The sequence below is a fragment of the Bacteroidota bacterium genome, assembly GCA_018698135.1.
Taxonomy (GTDB): Bacteria; Bacteroidota; Bacteroidia; order CAILMK01; family JAAYUY01; genus JABINZ01.
In genome coordinates this window covers 1-21,507 of the sequence record JABINZ010000274.1, presented here as the reverse complement: position 1 = coordinate 21,507, position 21,507 = coordinate 1, and the positions used below count along the sequence as shown (strand labels likewise).

13 protein-coding genes and 1 tRNA gene are annotated in these 21,507 nt (G+C 35.0%); 8 read left to right on the top strand and 6 right to left on the bottom strand.

The annotated features are described in order from the left end of the window. Positions 1-3: 3 nt before the first annotated feature. The 6 genes from HOG71_16860 to HOG71_16835 all read left to right on the top strand — a co-directional run bounded on the left by HOG71_16860 (position 4) and on the right by HOG71_16835 (position 5,858). Positions 4-792, top strand: coding sequence for an RNA methyltransferase (locus HOG71_16860; GenBank protein MBT5992519.1), 789 nt, complete (start codon positions 4-6; stop codon positions 790-792). Between the two features lie 134 nt (positions 793-926). Beyond that, a complete protein-coding gene (locus tag HOG71_16855) occupies positions 927-1,712 on the top strand; it encodes a DUF2520 domain-containing protein (protein MBT5992518.1) in 786 nt (261 codons plus the stop codon). Positions 1,713-1,882: 170 nt separating this feature from the next. Continuing rightward, the gene (locus tag HOG71_16850; GenBank protein ID MBT5992517.1) at positions 1,883-2,767 is read left to right on the top strand and encodes a geranylgeranylglycerol-phosphate geranylgeranyltransferase; all 885 of its coding nucleotides are present in this window, start codon (positions 1,883-1,885) and stop codon (positions 2,765-2,767) included. Positions 2,768-2,846: 79 nt separating this feature from the next. Beyond that, positions 2,847-3,413: a septum formation protein Maf gene (maf, locus tag HOG71_16845; protein MBT5992516.1), complete on the top strand. Its 567-nt coding sequence runs from the start codon at positions 2,847-2,849 to the stop codon at positions 3,411-3,413. A gap of 243 nt (positions 3,414-3,656) precedes the next feature. Beyond that, positions 3,657-5,033, top strand: a complete 1,377-nt coding sequence (locus HOG71_16840) for a tryptophanase (GenBank protein ID MBT5992515.1) — start codon at positions 3,657-3,659, stop codon at positions 5,031-5,033. Between the two features lie 6 nt (positions 5,034-5,039). Continuing rightward, on the top strand, positions 5,040-5,858 hold the full coding sequence (locus tag HOG71_16835) for a T9SS type A sorting domain-containing protein (GenBank protein ID MBT5992514.1): 819 nt from the start codon (positions 5,040-5,042) through the stop codon (positions 5,856-5,858). 278 nt (positions 5,859-6,136) lie between these two features. Here the strand turns inward: HOG71_16835 and HOG71_16830 are convergent, their stop codons facing one another. From HOG71_16830 to HOG71_16805, 6 genes are all read right to left on the bottom strand, one after another. Further along, entirely contained in the window at positions 6,137-6,706 is a 570-nt protein-coding gene (locus HOG71_16830) for a nitroreductase family protein (GenBank protein MBT5992513.1), read from the bottom strand. A gap of 149 nt (positions 6,707-6,855) precedes the next feature. Beyond that, positions 6,856-12,126: a T9SS type A sorting domain-containing protein gene (locus HOG71_16825; GenBank protein ID MBT5992512.1), complete on the bottom strand. Its 5,271-nt coding sequence runs from the start codon at positions 12,124-12,126 to the stop codon at positions 6,856-6,858. 120 nt (positions 12,127-12,246) lie between these two features. Then, positions 12,247-14,100 (bottom strand): T9SS type A sorting domain-containing protein, encoded by a 1,854-nt coding sequence (locus HOG71_16820; protein ID MBT5992511.1) that lies wholly within the window; start codon positions 14,098-14,100, stop codon positions 12,247-12,249. A 181-nt stretch (positions 14,101-14,281) separates the two neighbouring features. Next, positions 14,282-16,621 carry a type I DNA topoisomerase gene (gene topA / locus HOG71_16815; GenBank protein ID MBT5992510.1) on the bottom strand — a complete coding sequence of 780 codons (2,340 nt, stop codon included), beginning with the start codon at positions 16,619-16,621 and terminating at the stop codon, positions 14,282-14,284. Between the two features lie 17 nt (positions 16,622-16,638). Next, complete coding sequence (locus tag HOG71_16810) at positions 16,639-18,711, bottom strand: PKD domain-containing protein (GenBank protein MBT5992509.1); 2,073 nt, start codon at positions 18,709-18,711, stop codon at positions 16,639-16,641. Positions 18,712-18,875: 164 nt separating this feature from the next. After that, positions 18,876-20,294, bottom strand: a complete 1,419-nt coding sequence (locus HOG71_16805) for a dicarboxylate/amino acid:cation symporter (GenBank protein MBT5992508.1) — start codon at positions 20,292-20,294, stop codon at positions 18,876-18,878. Between the two features lie 344 nt (positions 20,295-20,638). Here HOG71_16805 and HOG71_16800 point away from each other — a divergent pair. Further along, positions 20,639-20,722, top strand: a tRNA-Leu gene (locus HOG71_16800). A 342-nt stretch (positions 20,723-21,064) separates the two neighbouring features. Continuing rightward, positions 21,065-21,400 (top strand): hypothetical protein, encoded by a 336-nt coding sequence (locus tag HOG71_16795; GenBank protein MBT5992507.1) that lies wholly within the window; start codon positions 21,065-21,067, stop codon positions 21,398-21,400. Positions 21,401-21,507: the final 107 nt, after the last annotated feature.

Genomic DNA, 21,507 nt, shown 5'->3' with positions numbered 1-21,507 from the left:
AGAATAATCGAAATATGCAGTGCCCAAAATCCACTGGTTAAAGAATTAGTCAGTTATCAGAAAGCTTCAAATCGAGAACAATCAGCATCATTTCTTATCGAAGGAATTCGTGAAGTTGAGAAAGCAATCAAGGCGGGCTATGAGATTAGTAAAGTAATATTTAATCAAAGCTACCTAATCGATCTAGACTTATTCAAAAATCTGAGTGACCAATGCGATTTGATTCAAATGGATAAAAAGGTTTTCTCAAAATTTGCTTATCGAGACCGAGTTGATAATATAGTAGCTGTTGCATCCTTGAAATCTCATCATTTGGTGGATTTGAAACTTCCTGAAAAACCACTCATTATTGTTTTAGAAAGTGTTGAAAAACCAGGGAATATAGGTGCTGTATTGCGCACTTGCGATGCAGCAGGCGTGGATGCTGTGTTTATTTGTGATGCTAAAACTGATCTTTATAATCCCAATGTAGTGCGTTCCAGTTTGGGATGTTTGTTTACCAATCAAATCGTTGTTTGTTCTTCATCGGATGCTGTAACATATTTTAAAGAGAACAACATACAGGTCTATGTATCTCATTTAGAATCTGCAGAAAACTTTTTTGGTTTGGATTATAAACAGCCAACTGCTTTGGTTTTAGGAGCTGAATCTAGCGGAGTAAGTGATTACTGGCTGCATGCTGCTGATCAGCGAATCAAAATTCCGATGCGCGGTGAAGCTGATTCAATGAATGTGTCGAATGCAGCAGCTGTCATGATTTATGAAGCTTTTCGTCAGAGAAGTATTCAATAAGCAGCTGACGGTCTATACTTATTCCTGAATTAATGAATTAGGATAAGCCACTCCAAACTTCTTCATTTCGCTAACACTTTTAACTTCAAGCTTTTATTCGTTTTCTCACCTTTACCTAACTTTGTTATTCTATTATGAAGGAAATACAAAAAATATCCATCATTGGTTCTGGTTGCGTAGCTCATTTTTTTGGAAATGAAATGAAACGCAAGGGATTTGACATTCTTGAAATAATATCAAGAACGGAAGAAAAGGCTAAACCTCTGGCAGAAATGCTGGGAGCAAAGTTGAATGTGAATCAATTTGATAAAATAGATCCAACAGCTGATTTGTATATTTTATCAGTTAAAGATGATGCAATTATGGAATTAAGAAAAAGAATTCCACTTTCAGATCAATTGATCGTTCATACATCTGGTTCTGTTTCATCAGAGGTATTCAAGAAAACTTCCTCCAGATTTGGCATTTTCTATCCATTGCAAACAATCAGTAAAGATCAAAAAATTCAAATTGATGAAGTACCCATATTTGTCAGTGGAAATAATGATGAAAGCGAGCAAATATTGTTAAATTTTGCGCAAAAACTAAGTAATAAAACGGCAATATTATCGGATGAAAAGAGACTGATTGTGCATATGGCTGCTGTTTTTGCCTCCAACTTCCCTAATTATTTATTAAAAATTTCCAGTGAAATATTGGAAAGAGAAAATCTGGATTTTCAAATACTAAAACCACTGGTTGACGAGACAATGAAAAAAGCCTTTGACCTGAGTCCTGCCAAAGCACAAACAGGGCCTGCTAAAAGGGGAGATTGTGGTATTACTGATAAACACAAAAGTTTATTAAAAGATAAAAGTCAAAAGAAATTATACGCGTTGATTAGTGATATGATAAGGGAGGATTATAAGAGAATTACTTAAAGTGACTAAAGTTGAAAGTGCCTAAAGTTTGATTATGTATTAAATTCAAGCTTCAATTTGGTTTATATAATCATTCGTTCTGTTTTAGTAAATTTGATCTATTAAAAATGCCAAGTACTCGAAACACTTTAGGCACTTGATGAACTCTAGGCACTTATAAACTAGTTTAAATGAACATTCAAACCATCATGGCTTATTTACGATTGTTCAGGTATAAAAACCTGCTCATCACCATAATGGTTCAATTAATGGTTTATTTCTGTTTGGTCGAAGGATTTCTTCATATTCCACCCAGAAGTTTGTTGTTGTTAATTGGGGGAACGATTTTAATTGCCTCAGCAGGTTATATCATCAATGATATTTATGATTTAAAGGCAGATATTATCAACCGACCTGATACAGTCTTGCTCGGGCAACGGATAAAAATCAGAACAGCCATGTATATCTATGTTGGCTTTAACCTGTTGGCTTTGTATTTTGGATTTCTTCTTTATTGGAAATTTCACATGGGTGTCAAGTTTTTTTTGATGTTTTCAGCAGTTAGCTTCATACTATTTCTGTATGCTGTTAAAATAAAACGGACGCCCTTATTCGGGAATTTTGTTGTGGCCTTGCTTCTTGCTTTTGTATTAATCATTGTCTGGATTTACAAGCAGGGATCTCATCCTGAACTTTTACTCCTGTATGCTTCGTTTGCATTTTTAACCGGCATAATTCGGGAATTGTTGAAAGATATTGAAGATATGGACGGAGACAAAAAAGCAGGATTCAAAACCTTTCCCCTCAAATTTGGCGTACAAAAGAGTAAGAATCTGGTGCAAAACCTTACCATTGTCCAAATTATTGCCCTGATCATATTTTCTGTGTTAGTTTACGGCTTAACTGCTTATTGGGCATTAATGGTGTATTTCTTTATTTTGGTCCTTATTCCATTATCGCTCACACTCTATCTTATTCCAAAAGCAGAAACTAAAAATGATTTTGAGCAACTTACACGCTTCATTAAGTTTATTGTTGTTACAGGAACAGTTTCCATGTTTGCTTTATTATTCTGATTTTATAATATTCTAAATCCTAACCTATTTTTGCTACATTTAACTTTAGTCACTTTAAACTTTCAACTTTTTACTTCTTATGATCCTCGTATCCCAATCACCACGCAGACAGGAAATATTGACCAAAGCAGGCTATACTTTTGAAGTCCTTCCAGCTCATATTGACGAAAATTATCCTGATAATATGTCCATTGAAGAAATTCCAGTTTTTTTGGCTGAGCAAAAAGCCATGTCGCTTAGTGCAGCTTATGAAAATGAAATATTATTGGCAGCAGATACCATTGTTGTATTAGATGAGCAAGTAATTAATAAACCAGCGGATGCAAAGGAAGCATTTGAAATGCTCTCCTTACTTTCTGGAAAAACGCATCAGGTAATATCCGGTGTTTGTATTGCCAAGGGAGAAGACGTAATTACGTTTAGCGATATAAGTTTAGTGACTTTTCGTGAGTTGACCGAAGACGAAATTCTTTATTATATTGAACATCATAAGCCATACGACAAGGCTGGAGCATATGGCGTACAGGATTTTATTGGGATGGTTGGAATTGAAAGGATAGAAGGATCGTTTTATAATGTCATGGGTTTGCCAATTCATAAAGTATATAAAGCCTTGAATATGCTGCAAGTGAAGGATAAAGAGTAAAAGTCAGGTTGTGATTGTTACAGAACGTTTCGACCCATCAAAACTAGCTCAAAACACGTTTTAATATTTCGCAAAGCAACTTAAATAAAAAATTCATACTTTTGACCATTATTAATTTCTGATAATACTTTTATCAATTCTGTCTATTGTGATACAAATATTCCGAAATATCAAAGACCGCGACTCTTTTCTGTCTAATTGAAATCCATCTTACATATTTGTATTAACTAAATCAATTAAATGATGAAATTACCATTTGCAGAACCCTATAAAATTAAAATGGTTGAAACCATTAAAAGGACAACCAGAGAAGAAAGAGTAGAATTTATAAAAGAAGCCAAATACAATTTGTTCAATCTGAAAAGCGAAAATGTATTTATTGACCTGTTGACTGATTCGGGAACCGGTGCCATGTCTGATAAACAATGGTCAGAAATGATGCTGGGAGATGAAAGCTATGCAGGTTCCACTTCTTATTACAAACTAAAAAATGCCATTACAGATATAACCGGATTTGAGTATTTTCTACCAGTGCACCAAGGTAGGGCAGCCGAGAATGTATTGTTTTCAGCATTAATCAAAGAGGGAGACCTTATTCCCGGAAACACACATTTCGATACAACTAAAGGACATATCGAGTTTCGTAAGGCCAAAGCAATTGATTGCACCATCGATGAAGCATTCGATACCCAGGTTCTCCATCCCTTCAAGGGAAATATTGACCTGAAAAAATTGGAAGATGTTTTTTTAAATAACCCGATTGAGAAAATACCCTTTATAGTTGTAACCATTACCTGTAATTCATCAGGAGGACAACCTGTTTCCATGCAAAATATCCGCGAAGTAGCGGCCTTGTGTTCGAAGCATGGTGTGAAAATGGTTGCTGATAGTGCGCGCTTTGCCGAAAATGCATATTTCATTAAAAAAAGAGAAGAAGGATATGCAAACAAGGATATTCGGGAGATAGTGAAGGAAACATTTTCCTACATGGATGCTATGACCATGAGCTCAAAAAAGGATGCTATTGTGAACATGGGTGGTTTCATTGGCATGAAAGACCTGGAGTTATTCCGACAAGCTAGTGTATTCAATATTATTTATGAAGGATTTATATCCTATGGTGGTATGTCAGGTCGCGATATGAATGCCTTGGCTCAAGGTTTATACGAAGGAACAGAATGTGATTATTTAGAAGCCCGGATTGATCAGGTTGCTTATTTGGGACAAAAATTGAAGGATTTTGGAATTCCTGTTCAGGAGCCTTTTGGAGGCCATGCTATTTTTGTAGATGCAAAAAGATTCTTTCCTCATATTAAACAAGAAGAATTTATTGCACAGCTTTTAGGTATTGAATTATATATCGAAAGTGGTGTTAGGGGAGTTGAAATTGGCACTTTACTGGCAGATCGAGATCCTGTAAGCAGGGAAAATCGCTACCCTAAATTAGAGTTATTACGCTTGGCAATCCCTAGGCGTGTCTATACTTTCAATCATATGAACTATATTGCAGTTGCGTTGAAGAACGTTTGGGACAGAAGAAATGACATTAAATCCGGATTCAGGATTAATTACGAAGCTCCTATTATGCGTCACTTCACGGTTGAACTTGAAAAAATTTAGCAATACATGAAAAAAGCCATTTCAATTTATATATTTGTTCTACTCTCATTTTTAGCATTTTCACAAAAGACCTTTCATGATTTTAAGGTAATATCCATTAATGGAGATACTGTTGATTTGTCCATTTTTAAAGGGCAAAAGATCATGGTTGTAAATACAGCTTCTTTGTGCGGATATACGTATCAATATGAAGAGCTGCAACAATTGTTTCAAGATTATAAGAAGCATAATTTTACCATCATCGGATTTCCTTCCAACGATTTTGGAAATCAGGAGCCAGGTTCAGATGGCGATATTCTCAAATTTTGTGAAGATAATTATGGGGTCACTTTTCCAATGATGGCCAAAATTCATGTCAGTGGGGCTCAAATTCATCCCCTTTATCAATGGCTTACCAAACAAACTGAGAATGGTGTAAAAGATGCGCCTGTTGAGTGGAATTTTCAAAAATTTCTAATTGATGAAGATGGAAGCTGGCACGATGTACGTTTATCAGCAACTTCTCCTTTGGCACCCATTATTACTACTTGGATTGCTCAAGGAACATCACTCACCGAAGAAGAATGCAGGGTGTCAAATTTGACAGTTTATCCTGCACCTGCTACCGATCATTTCAATGTGGTTGTTACGGTTGAGGAATTGTCCAATGTGGTGGTAAAAATAATGAACATGAATGGACAATTAGTTGAAGAACTTTATAACAGCCCTGTAGAAAACGATTTAAGGATTAGTTATAATACAGATCGAATGCTTGCCGGATTATACGTGGTGATTGCTGAAATTAATCAGGAAAAGAAAAGCATGCAAATCAGGATTGATAAGTAGATATCACTGAATTCATAGAATTATTACGAAGGGAATTGATTTTTATTGATTCCCTTTTTTAATTGAATTTCCGCTATTAAACCAATGATGTAAAAATTGCCATAGTTTTGTTTTTAGGAGACTAGTGAAATTTCTGGAATCGGTGGACAAATATGAATGCTATTACAATAGAAATGACTGTGGTATAATTGAGGATATACATTTTTTTTATAAATAACTACAGAATAAGCTGTAAAACATTTTTTACTATTAAATCCAAGCTTTTGTTATGTCGAATGCTAGTTAATAATTAACTCACTCAATTTCCGCTTTGGCACATGATGAACCTGATTTGCGTCACGATAGTAAATAATACTATCATCTTCAACATCTTCTACGATAACTTCTTCTTTGGGTTTTCCCAGCGCAATACAATACATTATTTCAAAATGCTCAGCCAGTTGAAATTCTTTTGATAATTCTCTTTTATTGATGGCAGCTAATATACAGCCTCCAAATCCAGCTTCTACAGCTCCTAATAATATGCTTTGTGCGGAAATATATTCATCGTGCCATGGATTGGAACTAATGGTTTTATCCAGCAATACTGTAATATAGGCAGATGGTCTTTCTCCTTTTTCTGGTCCCGGCCAATCTTTTAGATAACCAGCCCAAGCCGTATTGGGAAATATCTGGTCACAAGCTTCAGTAGTATAACTTAAATGATACTTAAAGTGTTGTAAGTTTTTAGCAGAAGGGGATAGGCGGGCTAAATCAACCCATTCCTCGAGTTGTGAACGTTCAATTTGGATATCTTCAAAGAACCTGCGGTAACTGCGGTTTTTAGTAATTAGGGCTTTTAAATTCATAAAATTTGTGTTGTTTTAAACTCAAATTTATTGAATAAAAGTTTATGTTAAACCTTATTGCTAGTGTGCTTCATCCAGTTTCAGTCGTAGTGCGACTTGAAGTCGGCCTACGACTCCCATCTTGACAAGTTATAATAGCAGTTCTTTGCTTACTTCTTGATGAATTTAACATGGCTATAGTAATGCTCGCCTTTAATCTGCAATATGTACATTCCTTCAGGCAATTGAGAAACATTAATAGAATTCGTTTGAGATGTATTAGAAGATCCCACATGATCAATAAGTAGTTGCTTACCTTCTATATTAAGAACTAATATGACCAGCTCGTTACTTGATGTAAAACCATCAAATTTAATATGAAGTAGATCGGAAACCGGGTTTGGATAAACCAAAACAGTATGATTCTCTTCTTCAATTGATCCACAAATCACAAAAGTGACCAGAATAGTATCATAACTCTCACAACCATTTTCAGACACCTGTACCCAAAATGTTTGCAAACCTATACCCACTTTATTGGTATCCACCAAAATAGCTGCATCCGTAGAATCATTGGACCATAAATAGGAATCAAATCCAAATCCGGGTGCCAAAACAAGATGCTGTTCTGCACACAAAGTTGTGTCCTTACCCAAATCAATTACAGGATTTTCTTTTACATTGACACTTTTTGAGAAGGTATCGTAACAAGCATAATTCGATTTTCCAATCAGTTGAATGCTAAACGATCCATTGGATTTAAAACCATAGTTAAAGATCGAATCCACAGTATTTGTATAGTTATCACTGAACAACCACTTGTATGTTAAACTACCTGATTTGATTTTTGAGCTATTGTAGAAATCAAAACTATTGTCGTTTAAACAATTCGAATTAATAGCGATAGAAAAATCGACTTCAGGTTTTGGATTAATGTACACATTCCTGCTCAGTGAATCCATACAACCTTTATCAGATATAGCTTTGAGTGTAACTCTATAAACAGAATCCTTCGTATACTTATGTTTTGGATTCTCCGCACTGGAGGTGTCTCCATCACCAAAATCCCAGTGATAAATCAAGCTATCCAATAAAACAAAAGACTTATTCGTACAAACTATTCGGTTGTTATAAATACACTGTGAAGTATCATTTAAAATAAAATCAGCTTCAGGGTTAAGTGCACTAATCACTTGTATTGTATCAATATCAATATGTCCACATCCATCATCAACTGTCAGGCTGTAGATGCCATTTGAAATAATACTAAATATTTCGGAACTACTAATTACGGCAGAAGAAGGTAATTTTCTCCATTCGTAGCTATAGCTTGGTCCATGATTTCCATTTAGTTCCAATGTTTGCTGATAACAAACGAAGGTATCGACAGGAAGAATAACGTTTGGTTTTTCTTTTACAAATACTGTAGCTGCTTTTCGTTCAGTTTGACAAAAAGCACCACTTGAATAATATATTTGACCATTGAAGACCGCGCTCACGGCAAATGTGGCATCAAAAAGGTAATCTAAAGCTATGCCTGGCCAAATAGCGAGCTCATCATCTAAATAAGTACTATTGCCACTACTGAAGTTTAAGAAACTAACAGGAATAGTGGTAATATAAATAGCATACATTTCTCCTTTTGGAATGGTAAAACCACCTATTGGTACTCGGGTTGCTTTTTCAAATCCTTGTGCATTAACAGTAGTTGAGTCCAATAATATCCAGCTGGCTGAATCGTTTTGAAAGCCAACGTATGATCCCTTTTTATAATACACCCAAACTGGGTAGTCGTTTTTATACAGGGTATGAATATCGAAACTATCTATGGTAAGATCTGTTGAAATTGCTGATACATCAAACATGCAACCATTGGTCAGATTACCTAATCCTGAATTATAGGTAGTTTTCAGACTATCGGGTATGGCTTTGCTTCGTGCTTCTACAAAATAGGTGGTTGTATTTTTAAGCTTTGGTGTTTTAAAAGTTTGACCAATATGCTGTAATGCTCCTGATGCTATTGAATCAAACCAAAAATAACTGTAAGCATTGCTTGCAGTTGCTTCTAAGAGTGCCGAATCATTGAAACATGAGAGCGTATCGTGAGTTTGAATATTTTGAGGAAAAGAAACAATATTTAAATCACGAATAGTAAAACTATCATTTTCGTGCTTTTCATCTGTTTGTCCATTTGGGAAGAGAGTAAAAAAGGTTATGGTATAGTTGGAGTCGGCATTAAAGGAATAATTGCCCAATGTTAGGGTATCTGATTTTAAATAGCCTAAGGCACCGTAATAAGTAGCTGTGTCGGCAACTTGATTGTTGATGGACCAAACAATATCAATACTGTCGAGGCGAATTACACCATAGTTTATCAACTCAACCTGAAGACTCTTCATGCCATCGCAGGCCGTTTCTGAAAATGTAGGACAATCTACAACACCTGCATCACTACTTAACAATACAAACTCATCAGCACCAATATCAAGGAAATAGGGATTTCTTAAATCACCATCAATATCGTACAATACTTTTTGTAAACGTGTACCAGCAGAATCCAATTCAATAGCTTTTGAATGTAAATCGGTTTTTGATGTGAAATAGGGATTAGCCGAAACAGAATTGGAATCATATTTTGTTGAAAGTTGCCAGGCCGAAAGATCTAATCGGTTGCCATTAAACCAAGCAAAATTATTCGATGTTGTATAGATATTATTGTAATCACTTTTTAGATATGTTACACCGAAGTAGGAGAGAGCATATCCAGGACCAGTATTAACCAGATTATTATTATAAACCCAGGAATTAGTTACATTGCTATTGATAAACAATCCAGATGCGGAATAATGATCTGTGGTTATGTGAATACTGTTATTATAAATATTCGTAAAGCTACTATTGTCGAGCCCAATACCTTTGACATTACTAAAGCTTCCTCCGATGTGGATGAAATTATTTGAAATGAGTCCTCTTTCATTTATATTGCCATTTGTATAAACGATGTTGATACCATATCGGCCTTGCTTTACATTTATTTTATTTTTGGAAATAACAAAATTGTTAAAAGAGTTTTGAATTTGAATAGCCGCATAATTCGAATAGCTTGTAGATGTTTCAATATGGTTTCCAATTATGTGAAGTCCTTTTTGATAAAGACCTTGAATGGCAATAACAAATTGGTTTTTAAATTGGTTATTGGTGATATAATTAGATGATCCGAAATCATTTAAGGATAAACCAGAAATCCAAATACCATAAGATCCATCAATAAAATGATTGGAATCAAATAGCATTAATGAATCAGTACTGAAATTATCTGCAGCATAAATAAGAGCAAATTCAGAGGAAGCAGAAACTGAACTAAGTCCGATGATGTTGTTTTTGCTGAATGTAACCCCATGTGTTGCACCCACGAGGTCAATTACCCGTCCATAAGTTGCTCCATCGTTGATAATGCTCACATTTTCGAAACCAACCCAGGGGCTACCAATTTTGAGGGTGTAATTTGCATACCACTGAGCAGCCGTAAATTGAATGATTACGCTATCAGTTGTCGATTTTTCACCTATAAAACGAACTCTGCTATTTGATGAAATACCTTTAATATCGTTAATGCTAATTTGGCCAATATAAATACCTGCTTCAATATAAAAATCAATAGGTCCACAAACACCTAATTCATGTAAATCACTAACAGCATTTGAAATGCTTGTGTAATCTCCAGTTGGACCTATGGTATAATTGCCAGTCAGGGCGGTTTGAAATGTCCTGACAACCATGTTGTTGAATGAATTTGTATCCGTTTTTAGATTTACTCTATTGGCAATAATTATGATATCTGTGGGTTTATTCGATGGAAAAATATAGGAGGCCAACATTATGTTTGTCGCCTGACCCGGAGCCAAAACCACTGTTTTGACAATGGGATTGCTATTTTTTTTCAATCCGTTGACAAACCAATCAAACTCTATTGAATTAATAGTATCCAGTCCAAAGTTCTTTACACGAACAGAAATCATAGAAGAAGCATTTGGACAAGGTGCAATGGGATCAACTATTTGGGTTAATCCAATATCATTCAAGAAAACATTAAATTCATCAGCACCAATGTCAGGATATAACGAATCCCTTACATCACCATCAATGTCGTATATCACTTCAGCTAAGCTGAGTCCATTGGAATCAAGGTTGCGCTGACTAACATGCAGATTGGATGGGGAAAAGAATCCCGGATTGGCAATGATTGAGTTTGAATCCTGGTTGGTGTATAACCACCATATAGCCATGGTGTTGGTAGAATATCCATTCCAATAACCAAAGGGGCAATTTGGGGTATAAAAACAGTTATAGTCGCTGCTGACGGTATCTGTTGTAAAGGTTATAATTCCAAAGCCAAGCCCCCTGTTAACAATGATATTGTTGCGCATTTTAATATGCGAAGTTCTCCCATTAACATCTTGTATGTTGATAGCTCGTCCTGCACTTCCAATAGTTGTTGATGTAATATTTATATTGTTGTTATAAATATTTATGTAGTTGGACGTTTCAACAAACACACCTATGGCAGCAGTATTTCCACCAGCATGCAGAAAGTTATTAGCAATCAGTGCTTCGGTTCCTGCTTGTGCCTGAATAGCATCCAGCAACAAACAAAAACCCTCTGATGAAAAAGATATCTGATTTCTAATTACTTTAACATAATCAGTTGAATTTTCAACCTCAATTCCAGTAAAAGTGCTGGCTGATGAATTGCTACCGATATAATTATTTTCAATCAGTAATTCTGCCTGGTTTGAACAATAGATCGCACGAGCATATTGGCCCCAAAATGAATTATTAATAACCTGATTATAACTTTCCGGATTACCGCTGCCCGACCAATACAAACCAACAGAACCTTTAGAAAAGGAATTTGAATCAAATATGTTCAAGGTATCGCGACCTCCTGATGAATAAACCAAGGCGTAATTATCAGAAGTAGAATTAACATTTTGACCTGTAAATCCATTTTTAATAAAAGCATTATGATTGGCATCTCCATCAATTTCTATTAAACGCCCAAAGTTTAAACTTGGATTGGTGAATAATATGCCCTGAATGATAAAATGATCTGCTGAATCAAGTTTGAGGACGTAATTTTTATTGGCTGTGGCAGAGTCATAGGTCCATGTTGCATTACTATTTAGATCAGATTGGATGGTTATTGTATTACTTGATGATGCCCCATTAATTTCAGGGATTCGAATTTGTTCTGAATAAACGCTATTTACCAAATTAAAAACCACCGGACCATTGATTCCCTGTACGATCAGCGAATCGACAGCTTGCTGGATACTACTGAAATTTGATGCTCCTGAACCTATGCTATAGGTTCCACTCAGCTGTGCAAAGGAGGGAAGAGTACTAATAAAAAATAGAACGATGTAAATGAATTTCCTCAAAACTAAAAATTTAATCCTTCAAATTGAACTTATTCTAATTAAGCTTCAAATCAAAGTACATTTTACTAAACTCAATTTAGTGAAATCGTTGGAAATAAAGGCTCTTTAGTAAAAATATTACTACATCACCACAACTTTTTGCATGCTTTTAATTGATGATGATTTTATAGTTAGCAGGTATAAACCTCTAGCTTGATTCTGGATGTTAATTTTAATATTATTTTGACCTGTTGATACTGTTTTTTTGTAATAAACCAACTGGCCATTGCTATTAACTAATTCTATTTCAAACTCTTGGGAAACAGGTATATAAAGAGATGTATTGATTTCAAAAGTTGCCGGATTTGGATAGATAGTCATTTTTCCCCAACTATTAAATGTTTCCTGAACCGAGCTGTAATCACCCAAATGAATACCAGTTGAATCCACCTCATAATCCTGATGACTGAATGTAGTAGCTGAATCAGTTATAACTACTTGCCTTACTGAGTCTTGTGACAAGCCGGGAATGTCAATAATCAAGGAAAAAGTACCTGTATCAATTTCATCGAATTCGAATAATCCAAACTGATTGGTTTTAGCGATTTTAACTACACCACCGGGTACTTTTTTAAGGGTAACATCCACATCCTTAATTGGTCCTGCTCCAGCTCGAGTTCCATCAGCAGATACTAGTTTACCTGCTATTTTACCATTTCCAACTGCAATAGGATGAAAATCGATCAGGTTGATTGTATTGTTGTCGTACAAGCTATCACAAAATGCAACATAAATAATTTTTGATTTCATCCAGCTTTCAACATCTCCTAAATAGGTATTTACATAGTTTACTTCACCACCAGCGTAAAGCATGTATTCACCTTGCTTTAAGTCTGAGAAATCAAAATTTCCACTGGCATTTGTCCCTACAGAATCAATTAGCTCAAGCGTTTTTGTCTTCTTTTTATTCAGCTTAAACAGCTTAACAAAGGCTGCAGTTGCCGGATTTCCTCCTGCGAATACTTGTCCACTAATTTGACCAGATTCAGTCAATTTAGATACTCCATACTCGGATGAAAACCAGATTTCCTCCTTAGATGATATTTTAAAATGATTGATGCTATCATTGATTAATCCATCGCTTTGTTTGTAATATCGATAATTCATACCATTAAATTTTACAAGGCCATTCCAGGAACTAATCCACATATTGTTGTTTTTGTCGAAAGCAATATCTGTTAAATAAACACTTTTTTGAAAAGGAGATGGAAATGTAATCCATTTTGTACCATCATATTTTCCAATCAGATAGGCAGAATTTGACATCGAATACATCAATGCCCAAATATTTCCTTGAGCATCCAAAGCAATATCCGACACCTCACCGATTGATGCTTCTTTTGGAATTGTAATAAAATTAGTGTCATTATAAATGGATAATGGACCATTAATACTAGAGAAAACAACAAATCCATCCCTGAACTCGATGTCGTGAATCCAGTTATCGCATAATCCTTGGCTAGTGTTGTAATTAATGAAGGTGTCGCCATCCCAATAACTAACACCCTTCGACCAGTTTGATAGCCAGAAGTTGCCTTTAGGATCTTGTTTTATTAAATTGATATCATTGCTAATAAGGCTTGAATTGGTGTCGTTATAAATATTCTTTTTTGAAGCGCCAATATCATAATGATAAAAGCCAAAACTGTAATGAGCTGCATAAATATCCCCAATTTCATCAATACAAACTGCATAGTTATAAGGCAAGTTGAAATCGCTGAACCCATCCCAAACGGTATCTTTTGTATGATAAATACGTCCTTCAGTAGCAATAACAACCCATCCTTTTGAATTGATGCCCATTTTTCCACTTGCTTTCCCTTGAAAGTAAGTGTCTTTAGAGAAATTTTGCCACTGACAATTTTGTGAATAGCCGTTAAAATAAATTAATGAAATGAGTAGAAATGCAATTAATAGAAATAAGTTCTTTTTCATGATAAAATTCTTCAGAATGAGCGACATGAAAAAACACTGTTTAGAGTGTTTCTTATTTTCAAAATTACTACAAAAAAATAAATACACACCCATATTGCGTTAAAACGCAATTGAGTGTGTATTAAAACTTAAAAAACTAAGCTATATAGATAGGTGAAAATAGGATGGTGGGCAGCTTTATTTATTTTGATTTAGCCCTACGTCCACCTTTTTTTACAGCTGGTGCAGTATTTTTTATGAGTTCCAAACTGGATTCTAGTGTAAGTGTTTTAGGATCAATTTCCTTGGCAATTTTATAGCTTTGCTTTTTGTAGGAAATATAAGGACCCCAGCGACCATTTAATACTTTAATGATTTCACCTTCGTGCTCATATTCGTTAATCAGTTTATTCTTATCAACTTCTCTTTTGATTTTGATCACTTCAATGGCTTCTTCCAGATTTATTTCGTACGGATCTAATTCTTTTGGAATTGAATAAAAAGCTTTTTTGTGTCCCACGAATGGACCAAAACGACCAATATTGGCAAAAATCATGTCTTCTTCGAATAAGCCTAAGTCGCGTGGTAGCTTAAGTAAATCAAGAGCTTCTTCCAGAGTGATGTTTTCTAAAAGTTGTCCTCTTTTTAATCGGGCATATTTGGGTTTTGTTTCTTCATCCTTACTGGAGCCCAATTGAATAAAGGGGCCATAACGACCCAGTTTTGCACTTACCTCTAATCCCGTTTTAGGATCAAGTCCGAGTTGGCGTTCACCACTTGAATTATAGAGAACTTTTTCTGCTTTACTGACGGTTGGTTCAAAATCTTTGTAGAAAAGATCAATCATTTTTTGCCAATCTAATTTTCCGATGGCAATCTCATCAAATTCATTCTCAATTGCTGCTGTAAAGTTAAAATCAACAATTGCTTCAAAATTAGTGACCAGAAAATCATTGACTATCATGCCAATACTTGATGGTGTTAGCTTATTCTTATCGGCTCCAACAATTTCAGTTTTACTTTCTTCCTGAACAATAAGCTGATTATCTAGAGATAAAACAGTATACGCTCTTTCCTTACCATCTTTATAATCTTTATTAACATATTCTCTTTTTTGAATAGTAGAAATAGTTGGTGCATAAGTAGAAGGTCTACCAATACCTAATTCTTCCATTTTTTTAACTAAAGAGGCTTCGGTGTAACGGAATGGTGCACGGGTGAATTTCTCTGTAGCTGTTAGTTGTGCTAAGTTCAAAGTTTGACCTTCCGTTAATGGAGGAAGAATTTCATAGGTTCCATTTCCGTTTTCATCATCAGTTGATTCAATATATAGTTTCAAAAAACCATCAAATTTGATTACTTCACCAGTAGCCGTAAATTGTTTACTATTTTGGCTGATGCTGATTTTAACAATGGTTTTATCGATTTGAGCTTCGGCCATTTGAGAGGCAACTGTTCTTTTCCAAATTAAATCATATAATTTGCTTTCCTGAGCTGCAACACTTATTTCTCTATTTTTAATATACGTAGGTCGTATGGCTTCATGCGCTTCCTGAGCACTTTTGCTTTTGGTTTGATAATTTCGGGTCTGTGAATAATTTGCTCCAAAAATTTCTGTAATCTCCTGTTTAGCTGTTCCCAGTGCTAAATTAGATAAACGAACCGAGTCAGTTCTCATATACGTAATATGCCCGGCTTCGTATAGTTTTTGAGCCACTTGCATTGTTTGAGAAACAGAATATCCAAGCTTTCGGGATGCTTCTTGTTGCAATGTAGAAGTCGTAAAAGGAGGAGATGGGTTTTTCTTTGCTGATTTTTGCTCAACTTTAGCAACACTGAAGTCAGATTTTGCGCAATCTTCTAAAAAACTACGTGCATCTTCCATATTCGCTAATCTTTCAGATAATTCTGATTTAATTTTCCTTACTTGATTTTTATCATCTGTTATTGTGAACTCAGCAACAACTTTGTAGTAGTTAGTTGATTTAAAATTGATGATTTCGCGCTCTCTTTCTACGATTAAGCGCACAGCAACAGATTGAACTCGACCAGCTGATAAAGCGGGTTTAACTTTCTTCCACAGAACAGGAGATACTTTAAAACCAACCAAACGGTCTAATATTCTACGTGCTTGTTGCGCATTTACTAAATCCTGATCTATTTTTCGAGGCTTGGATACAGCATCCAGTATGGCATCTTTGGTAATCTCATGAAAAACAATACGTTTCGTATTTTTGTCTGTCAAACCAAGAATTTCAGATAAATGCCAGGAAATGGCTTCTCCTTCACGATCCTCATCAGTTGCTAGCCATACAAAATCGGCTTTTTTGGCATCTTCTTTCAGATCCTTGATTATTTTTTGCTTTTCTTTCAGGACCAAATATTCAGGTGCAAAATTCGATTCTACATTGATTGAAAGTTTGTTGGTAGCTAAATCACGAACGTGTCCATTACAGGATTTTACCTTGAAATCAGCTCCAAGAAATTTCTCAATGGTTTTTGCTTTTGCGGGTGACTCAACAATCACTAAATTCTTACTCATAATTTCTCCTCTGCAGTTTATTTAATTATGCTAAACTTCTTCCGTATAAATAGATTTTCAGCTTCTAATAAGATGAAATAAACACCAGATTTTCCGGTATTTATTTGTGTTAAATTCAGATGTAATGGATTTGTAGCATCCAGTGTAATCTGTTTTTGTTCAAATACGATATGACCCATAACATCTGTGATATAAATGTTTGCATCCTTAATGTTTATGGGACTCTCTAAATATAGATGATCACTTGTTGGTACAGGGTATATTTTCAATTGGGCATCGCTACTGATTTCATTATCAATGGATGTGGTACTGAAGAATTTCAAATCATCTACATACATATTATTACCACCCTGGCTAAACAAGGAAACTTTTACTAATACATTGCTTTGACCTTGGTAATTGCTTAAATCAAGTACAAAATCTCGCCACAATGACTTATTCTGTGGGGCAAAATTAGTTGGATAAAGCTGTCCGGCAGTTGGTAAATTTATCTGATTGATAATTTTACGTAAGGACCAACTTTCGCCACAATTCTTGGATACATATATCCGTAGAATATCTTTGGAATCTGCTGTTTTTTGTGCATGTGCGTATTTAAAATACATGGCTGGTGAATTCACAGCAGTTAAGTTAACAGGAGGGGTAATAAAATAGTATTCAAGATTTGCTGTATTGCTATAAAAATTATTCAGGAAAAGGGAATAGGAGCCTTCATAAGAAGAATTATTTGTTCTTTTCCATTCGACACTGTTTTGCTCTTCCTGTATAAACCAGAAATCATCAGCAAAATTGGGATCTTCAAAATTCTCACGATAAGCAATACTATTTCCCTCTTCAGGATAAATCATGACAATATTATCTTTAAGCAGACTGTCTTTTCCATTTGATGTACTCACAACCAGTTTTACACTATATTTCCCGGGACTTGCATAAAGTATAACCGGATGCTGATCGGTTGATGATGTTGGTGTACCGCCATCGAAATACCATTTGTAGCTGATATCAGATGAGCCAGCAGATTGATCAATAAATTCAACACCTGAGTTTGAACAATGCGTTACATCTTGTACATCGAAGTCGGCTACAGGAATACAGGTATATACACCACTGTTATTAACTCCTGTTGCCTGAATATTGGAATTGGTAATTAGGCTTTTTCTATAATTTGATGCCAGATAATAGTCGGCAACTTCTTTTTGTCCTTTTGAAAACATTAATCGGCAACTGGTGTAATCCATATGATTTTCATTCATATCAGGTAAGTCAGGAGAATCCTGATGGCAGCTGTTTTTATTCGCATCACAACCATATGAGTCTTCATAAACGGGTGGAGTATCGCAAATTAAATCACCTGAAGTTTCACAATCACCACCACATCCACTTTGGAAAGTATGAAATAAACCAAGCCAATGACCTATTTCATGTGTAAGTGTTCTTCCACCATACATTTGGAAATCGGAGCGAATAACTATGCCATCTTTGGTTGGATTAGAAATAGCATATTTGGGAAATGTTGCATAGCCAAGTATAGTACCTGCTTGGCCAAAATTATAAATGCTTTTAACAACCCAAACATTCAAGTATTTTTGATTATCCCACTGAATCAAACTTTTTACATTATCTCTTGCATCTGTTGTTTTGTCAGAATAAATCCTGTTCACTCCATTGGTACATCTTCCTGAAGGATCAATATTTGCCAATCGAAACTCAATATTCATATTAGCATATACAGGCTTGAAAATTTCACGAACGCTTGCGCTATCTGCATTTCTACCCTGAAAATCATCATTTAATTTTGTCAACAAACTAATAATCTGATCATCACCAATATTTTCAGTTCCTCCTTGGTGAATGATATGAAAGACAACAGGTATGATACGTAAGTCTCCTCTTCGTTGTGCCTTAAAAGGAGTTACATCCCGCTCATTTAAATGCTGAATAAACTCTTCATACTCGGCAGGATTGTTTTGATAATATGCATCGTGATAAAAGTCAGTACCACATTTATGATCGTTATGAGATTGAGAAAAAAGTTGAATAGGAAGGAGAATCGATGATAGTAATAGGATGTTTAGTATATTTTTTAACATTATAATTTTTTAAATGAGGCGTTTTGCACACTTTTATATTTAAATATTTGCATGTGTATTGAACAAAAGTTATTCCAAAAGTGCATACCATTAATTACAGCTTACTTTAAAGCGCTGCAAAAATAGAAGGAAAAAACAAGCTGACAAATTAATTTCTACCCAAGCTACAGATCGATTGGTAATTTCTCTTTTTCAGATTTGGCAATGATAACAGCTCCACAAGTATCACTCCATACGTTAGTGGACGTACGGAACATGTCAAGAATTCTATCGACTGCTAATATTAAACCTACCCCTTCGAGCGGCAAACCAATGGCTGATAGAATTACTGTTATCATAACCAGGCCTGCCATAGGTATGGCAGCTGCTCCAATGGAAGCCAATAAAGCGGTTATGACAATGATTATTTGCTGTACGATAGTTAAATCCATTCCATATGCCTGTGCAATAAAAATAGCAGCAACACATTCGTAAAGAGCCGTTCCATCCATGTTTATGGTGGCACCAAGTGGTAAGGTAAAACTGGATACTTTTTGAGATACTCCTGACTTGTTCTCAACTGCACTTATTGTTAAAGGTAAAGTTGCACCTGAGGATGAAGTTGAAAATGCAGTGAGGAGAGGAGATGACATATTGTTAAAATGTTTGAAAGGCCTGACTTTTCCAATAAATCGGGTGAGCAGAGGCAAAGTAGCAAACATGTGGATAGCCAAACCTAATATAACAACAAACATATATACGCCCATTCGTTGTGCCAGTCCCCATAAATCGGCTTGTTCTGATACCACTTTTGCAACGATACCAAATATGCCCAATGGGGTGAATTTGATAACGAAAAGGGTGATTTTCATCATGATATCGAACAATGCATTGAAGAAATTGCTCAAAATGCGTTTATGGCTATCGGATGTTTTGCTAATGAAAAATCCAAACAGAATAGCAAAGAAAATAATGGATAGCATGTGGCTATTCGTAAAAGAAGTAAATATGTTTTCAGGAACAATTTCTATCAAGGTTTGTCCCAGTGTTTTGTCGGTTAAAATAAGGCCGTCAACCGATTCTGCTAAACTTCGGTCGATACCCACTCCGGGTTGAAAAATATTCACCAAAAGCAAACCGGTAATAATAGCCAACAGGCTTGTAAGCATATAATAGGAGATGGTTTTGAGCCCCAAGCGACCTAAATTATCAGCTGAACCAATATTGCTTACACCAGAAATTATGGAAGCTAATATGAGTGGAATAATGAGCATTTTTAATGCCCGAAGAAACAAATCGCCCATCCAACTAATGGCACGCACAGGATCGTTATTATATGCTTGCCTGATAATTACTTTTTTGTAAGGGGCAACATTTTCTTTCCCAATTTGTTCATTGAGCGTTTTTTCGAACAATGCTTTTTCTGTGAAATTCTTAAATTGAATTTTCTCCAATTCAGAAATCATTTGTTCGGGTAATTCTAAATCACGAAATTTTTCAATTGCCTTGGGTGTAATTTGATAGTTTGTTTTGAACATACTGCCAAAAATAACAGCCAGTATTAAGGCAACCAATATTTGCCAGTGGAGAGGAAATTTCTTCATTTAATAAGCATTGTGGCGTAAATAGCCAGTTCAATTATTTCTCGTGTGTGCAAATGTATAAGTATTATTTTAAAAATTAAATTTCTTCCTGAAAAATGAAAGCACAAGCATAATATTTAAGGTTAAATTCAATAAATGCTATTGATTTATAGGAGCTAAAGTTTCCAAAAAAAAAATTGCCATCGTTAAATATTTTAATTTGCATGAATCGAAAAAACAGTATTTTTGTGGCGATGCCAATGTGGCGCCTGCCCGACATTTGGTGGAAAATTGGAAATTGAGCTTTTGGTAAGCTAGTAATTTTCACAAAACAAGGTGCTTAGGCATTTATTCTTATAGTTTATGCCGATGTGGCGAAATTGGTAGACGCGCTACGTTCAGGTCGTAGTGTCTTCACGGACGTGCTGGTTCGAGTCCAGTCATCGGTACAAAATCAGCTGTTGCTTTTGAAGCAGCAGCTTTTTTTTGCATCATAGGATATTATATTCTACTCCAAGCTTATTATTCACAGATTACCTATCTATATCACCTGTAAAACAGCAAATTTAAGTTAGGATCATGCAGTTCACTGTGCTATAAAATATCTGTATAAAAATAAATAATATTTATTAAATTTGATAGCTATCAGTTCTCTTCAATTTCTAAAGAAAAATTTGAAGAGTGAATAAGATATTAATGCGGATAATGCAGTTATTTATAAACTGGATTTACTCTTAAAGGTTTATTTTATGCTATAGGGTGGATGATAGTTAAAAGTTGTGCCTCATAGAATGAAGAAACTAACATACATATTACTGTTTTTGGGAATTATTATTAATACAAATGCGCAGAATAATAATTTGACTAAAATTCATATATCTGATAGTGATGGAGAGCCGATAGCATTTGCAATTGTAATACCTGACAATGATACAATTCCAACTTATGCTTCAAATATTGTTGGAGAATGTTTTTTTATAGCTAAAGAAGGGCTAAGGACAATGGATGTAAATATGCTTGGATACAATGATACTTCGATTGCTTATACATCCAGTGTTAAAGAGTATCATATTAAAATGTCAACAAGAAATTACTGGGAGTGTAAATCAAACTCTGTCTGGTTATAATTTCCTTTAATTTCAAATTTATAATAATATTCATAATGCTGTTGTAATGTTGGTAACTTTTAGCTTTAGCGTTTAAAAAGTTATCAATATTTCAATGGCTTTGGTTT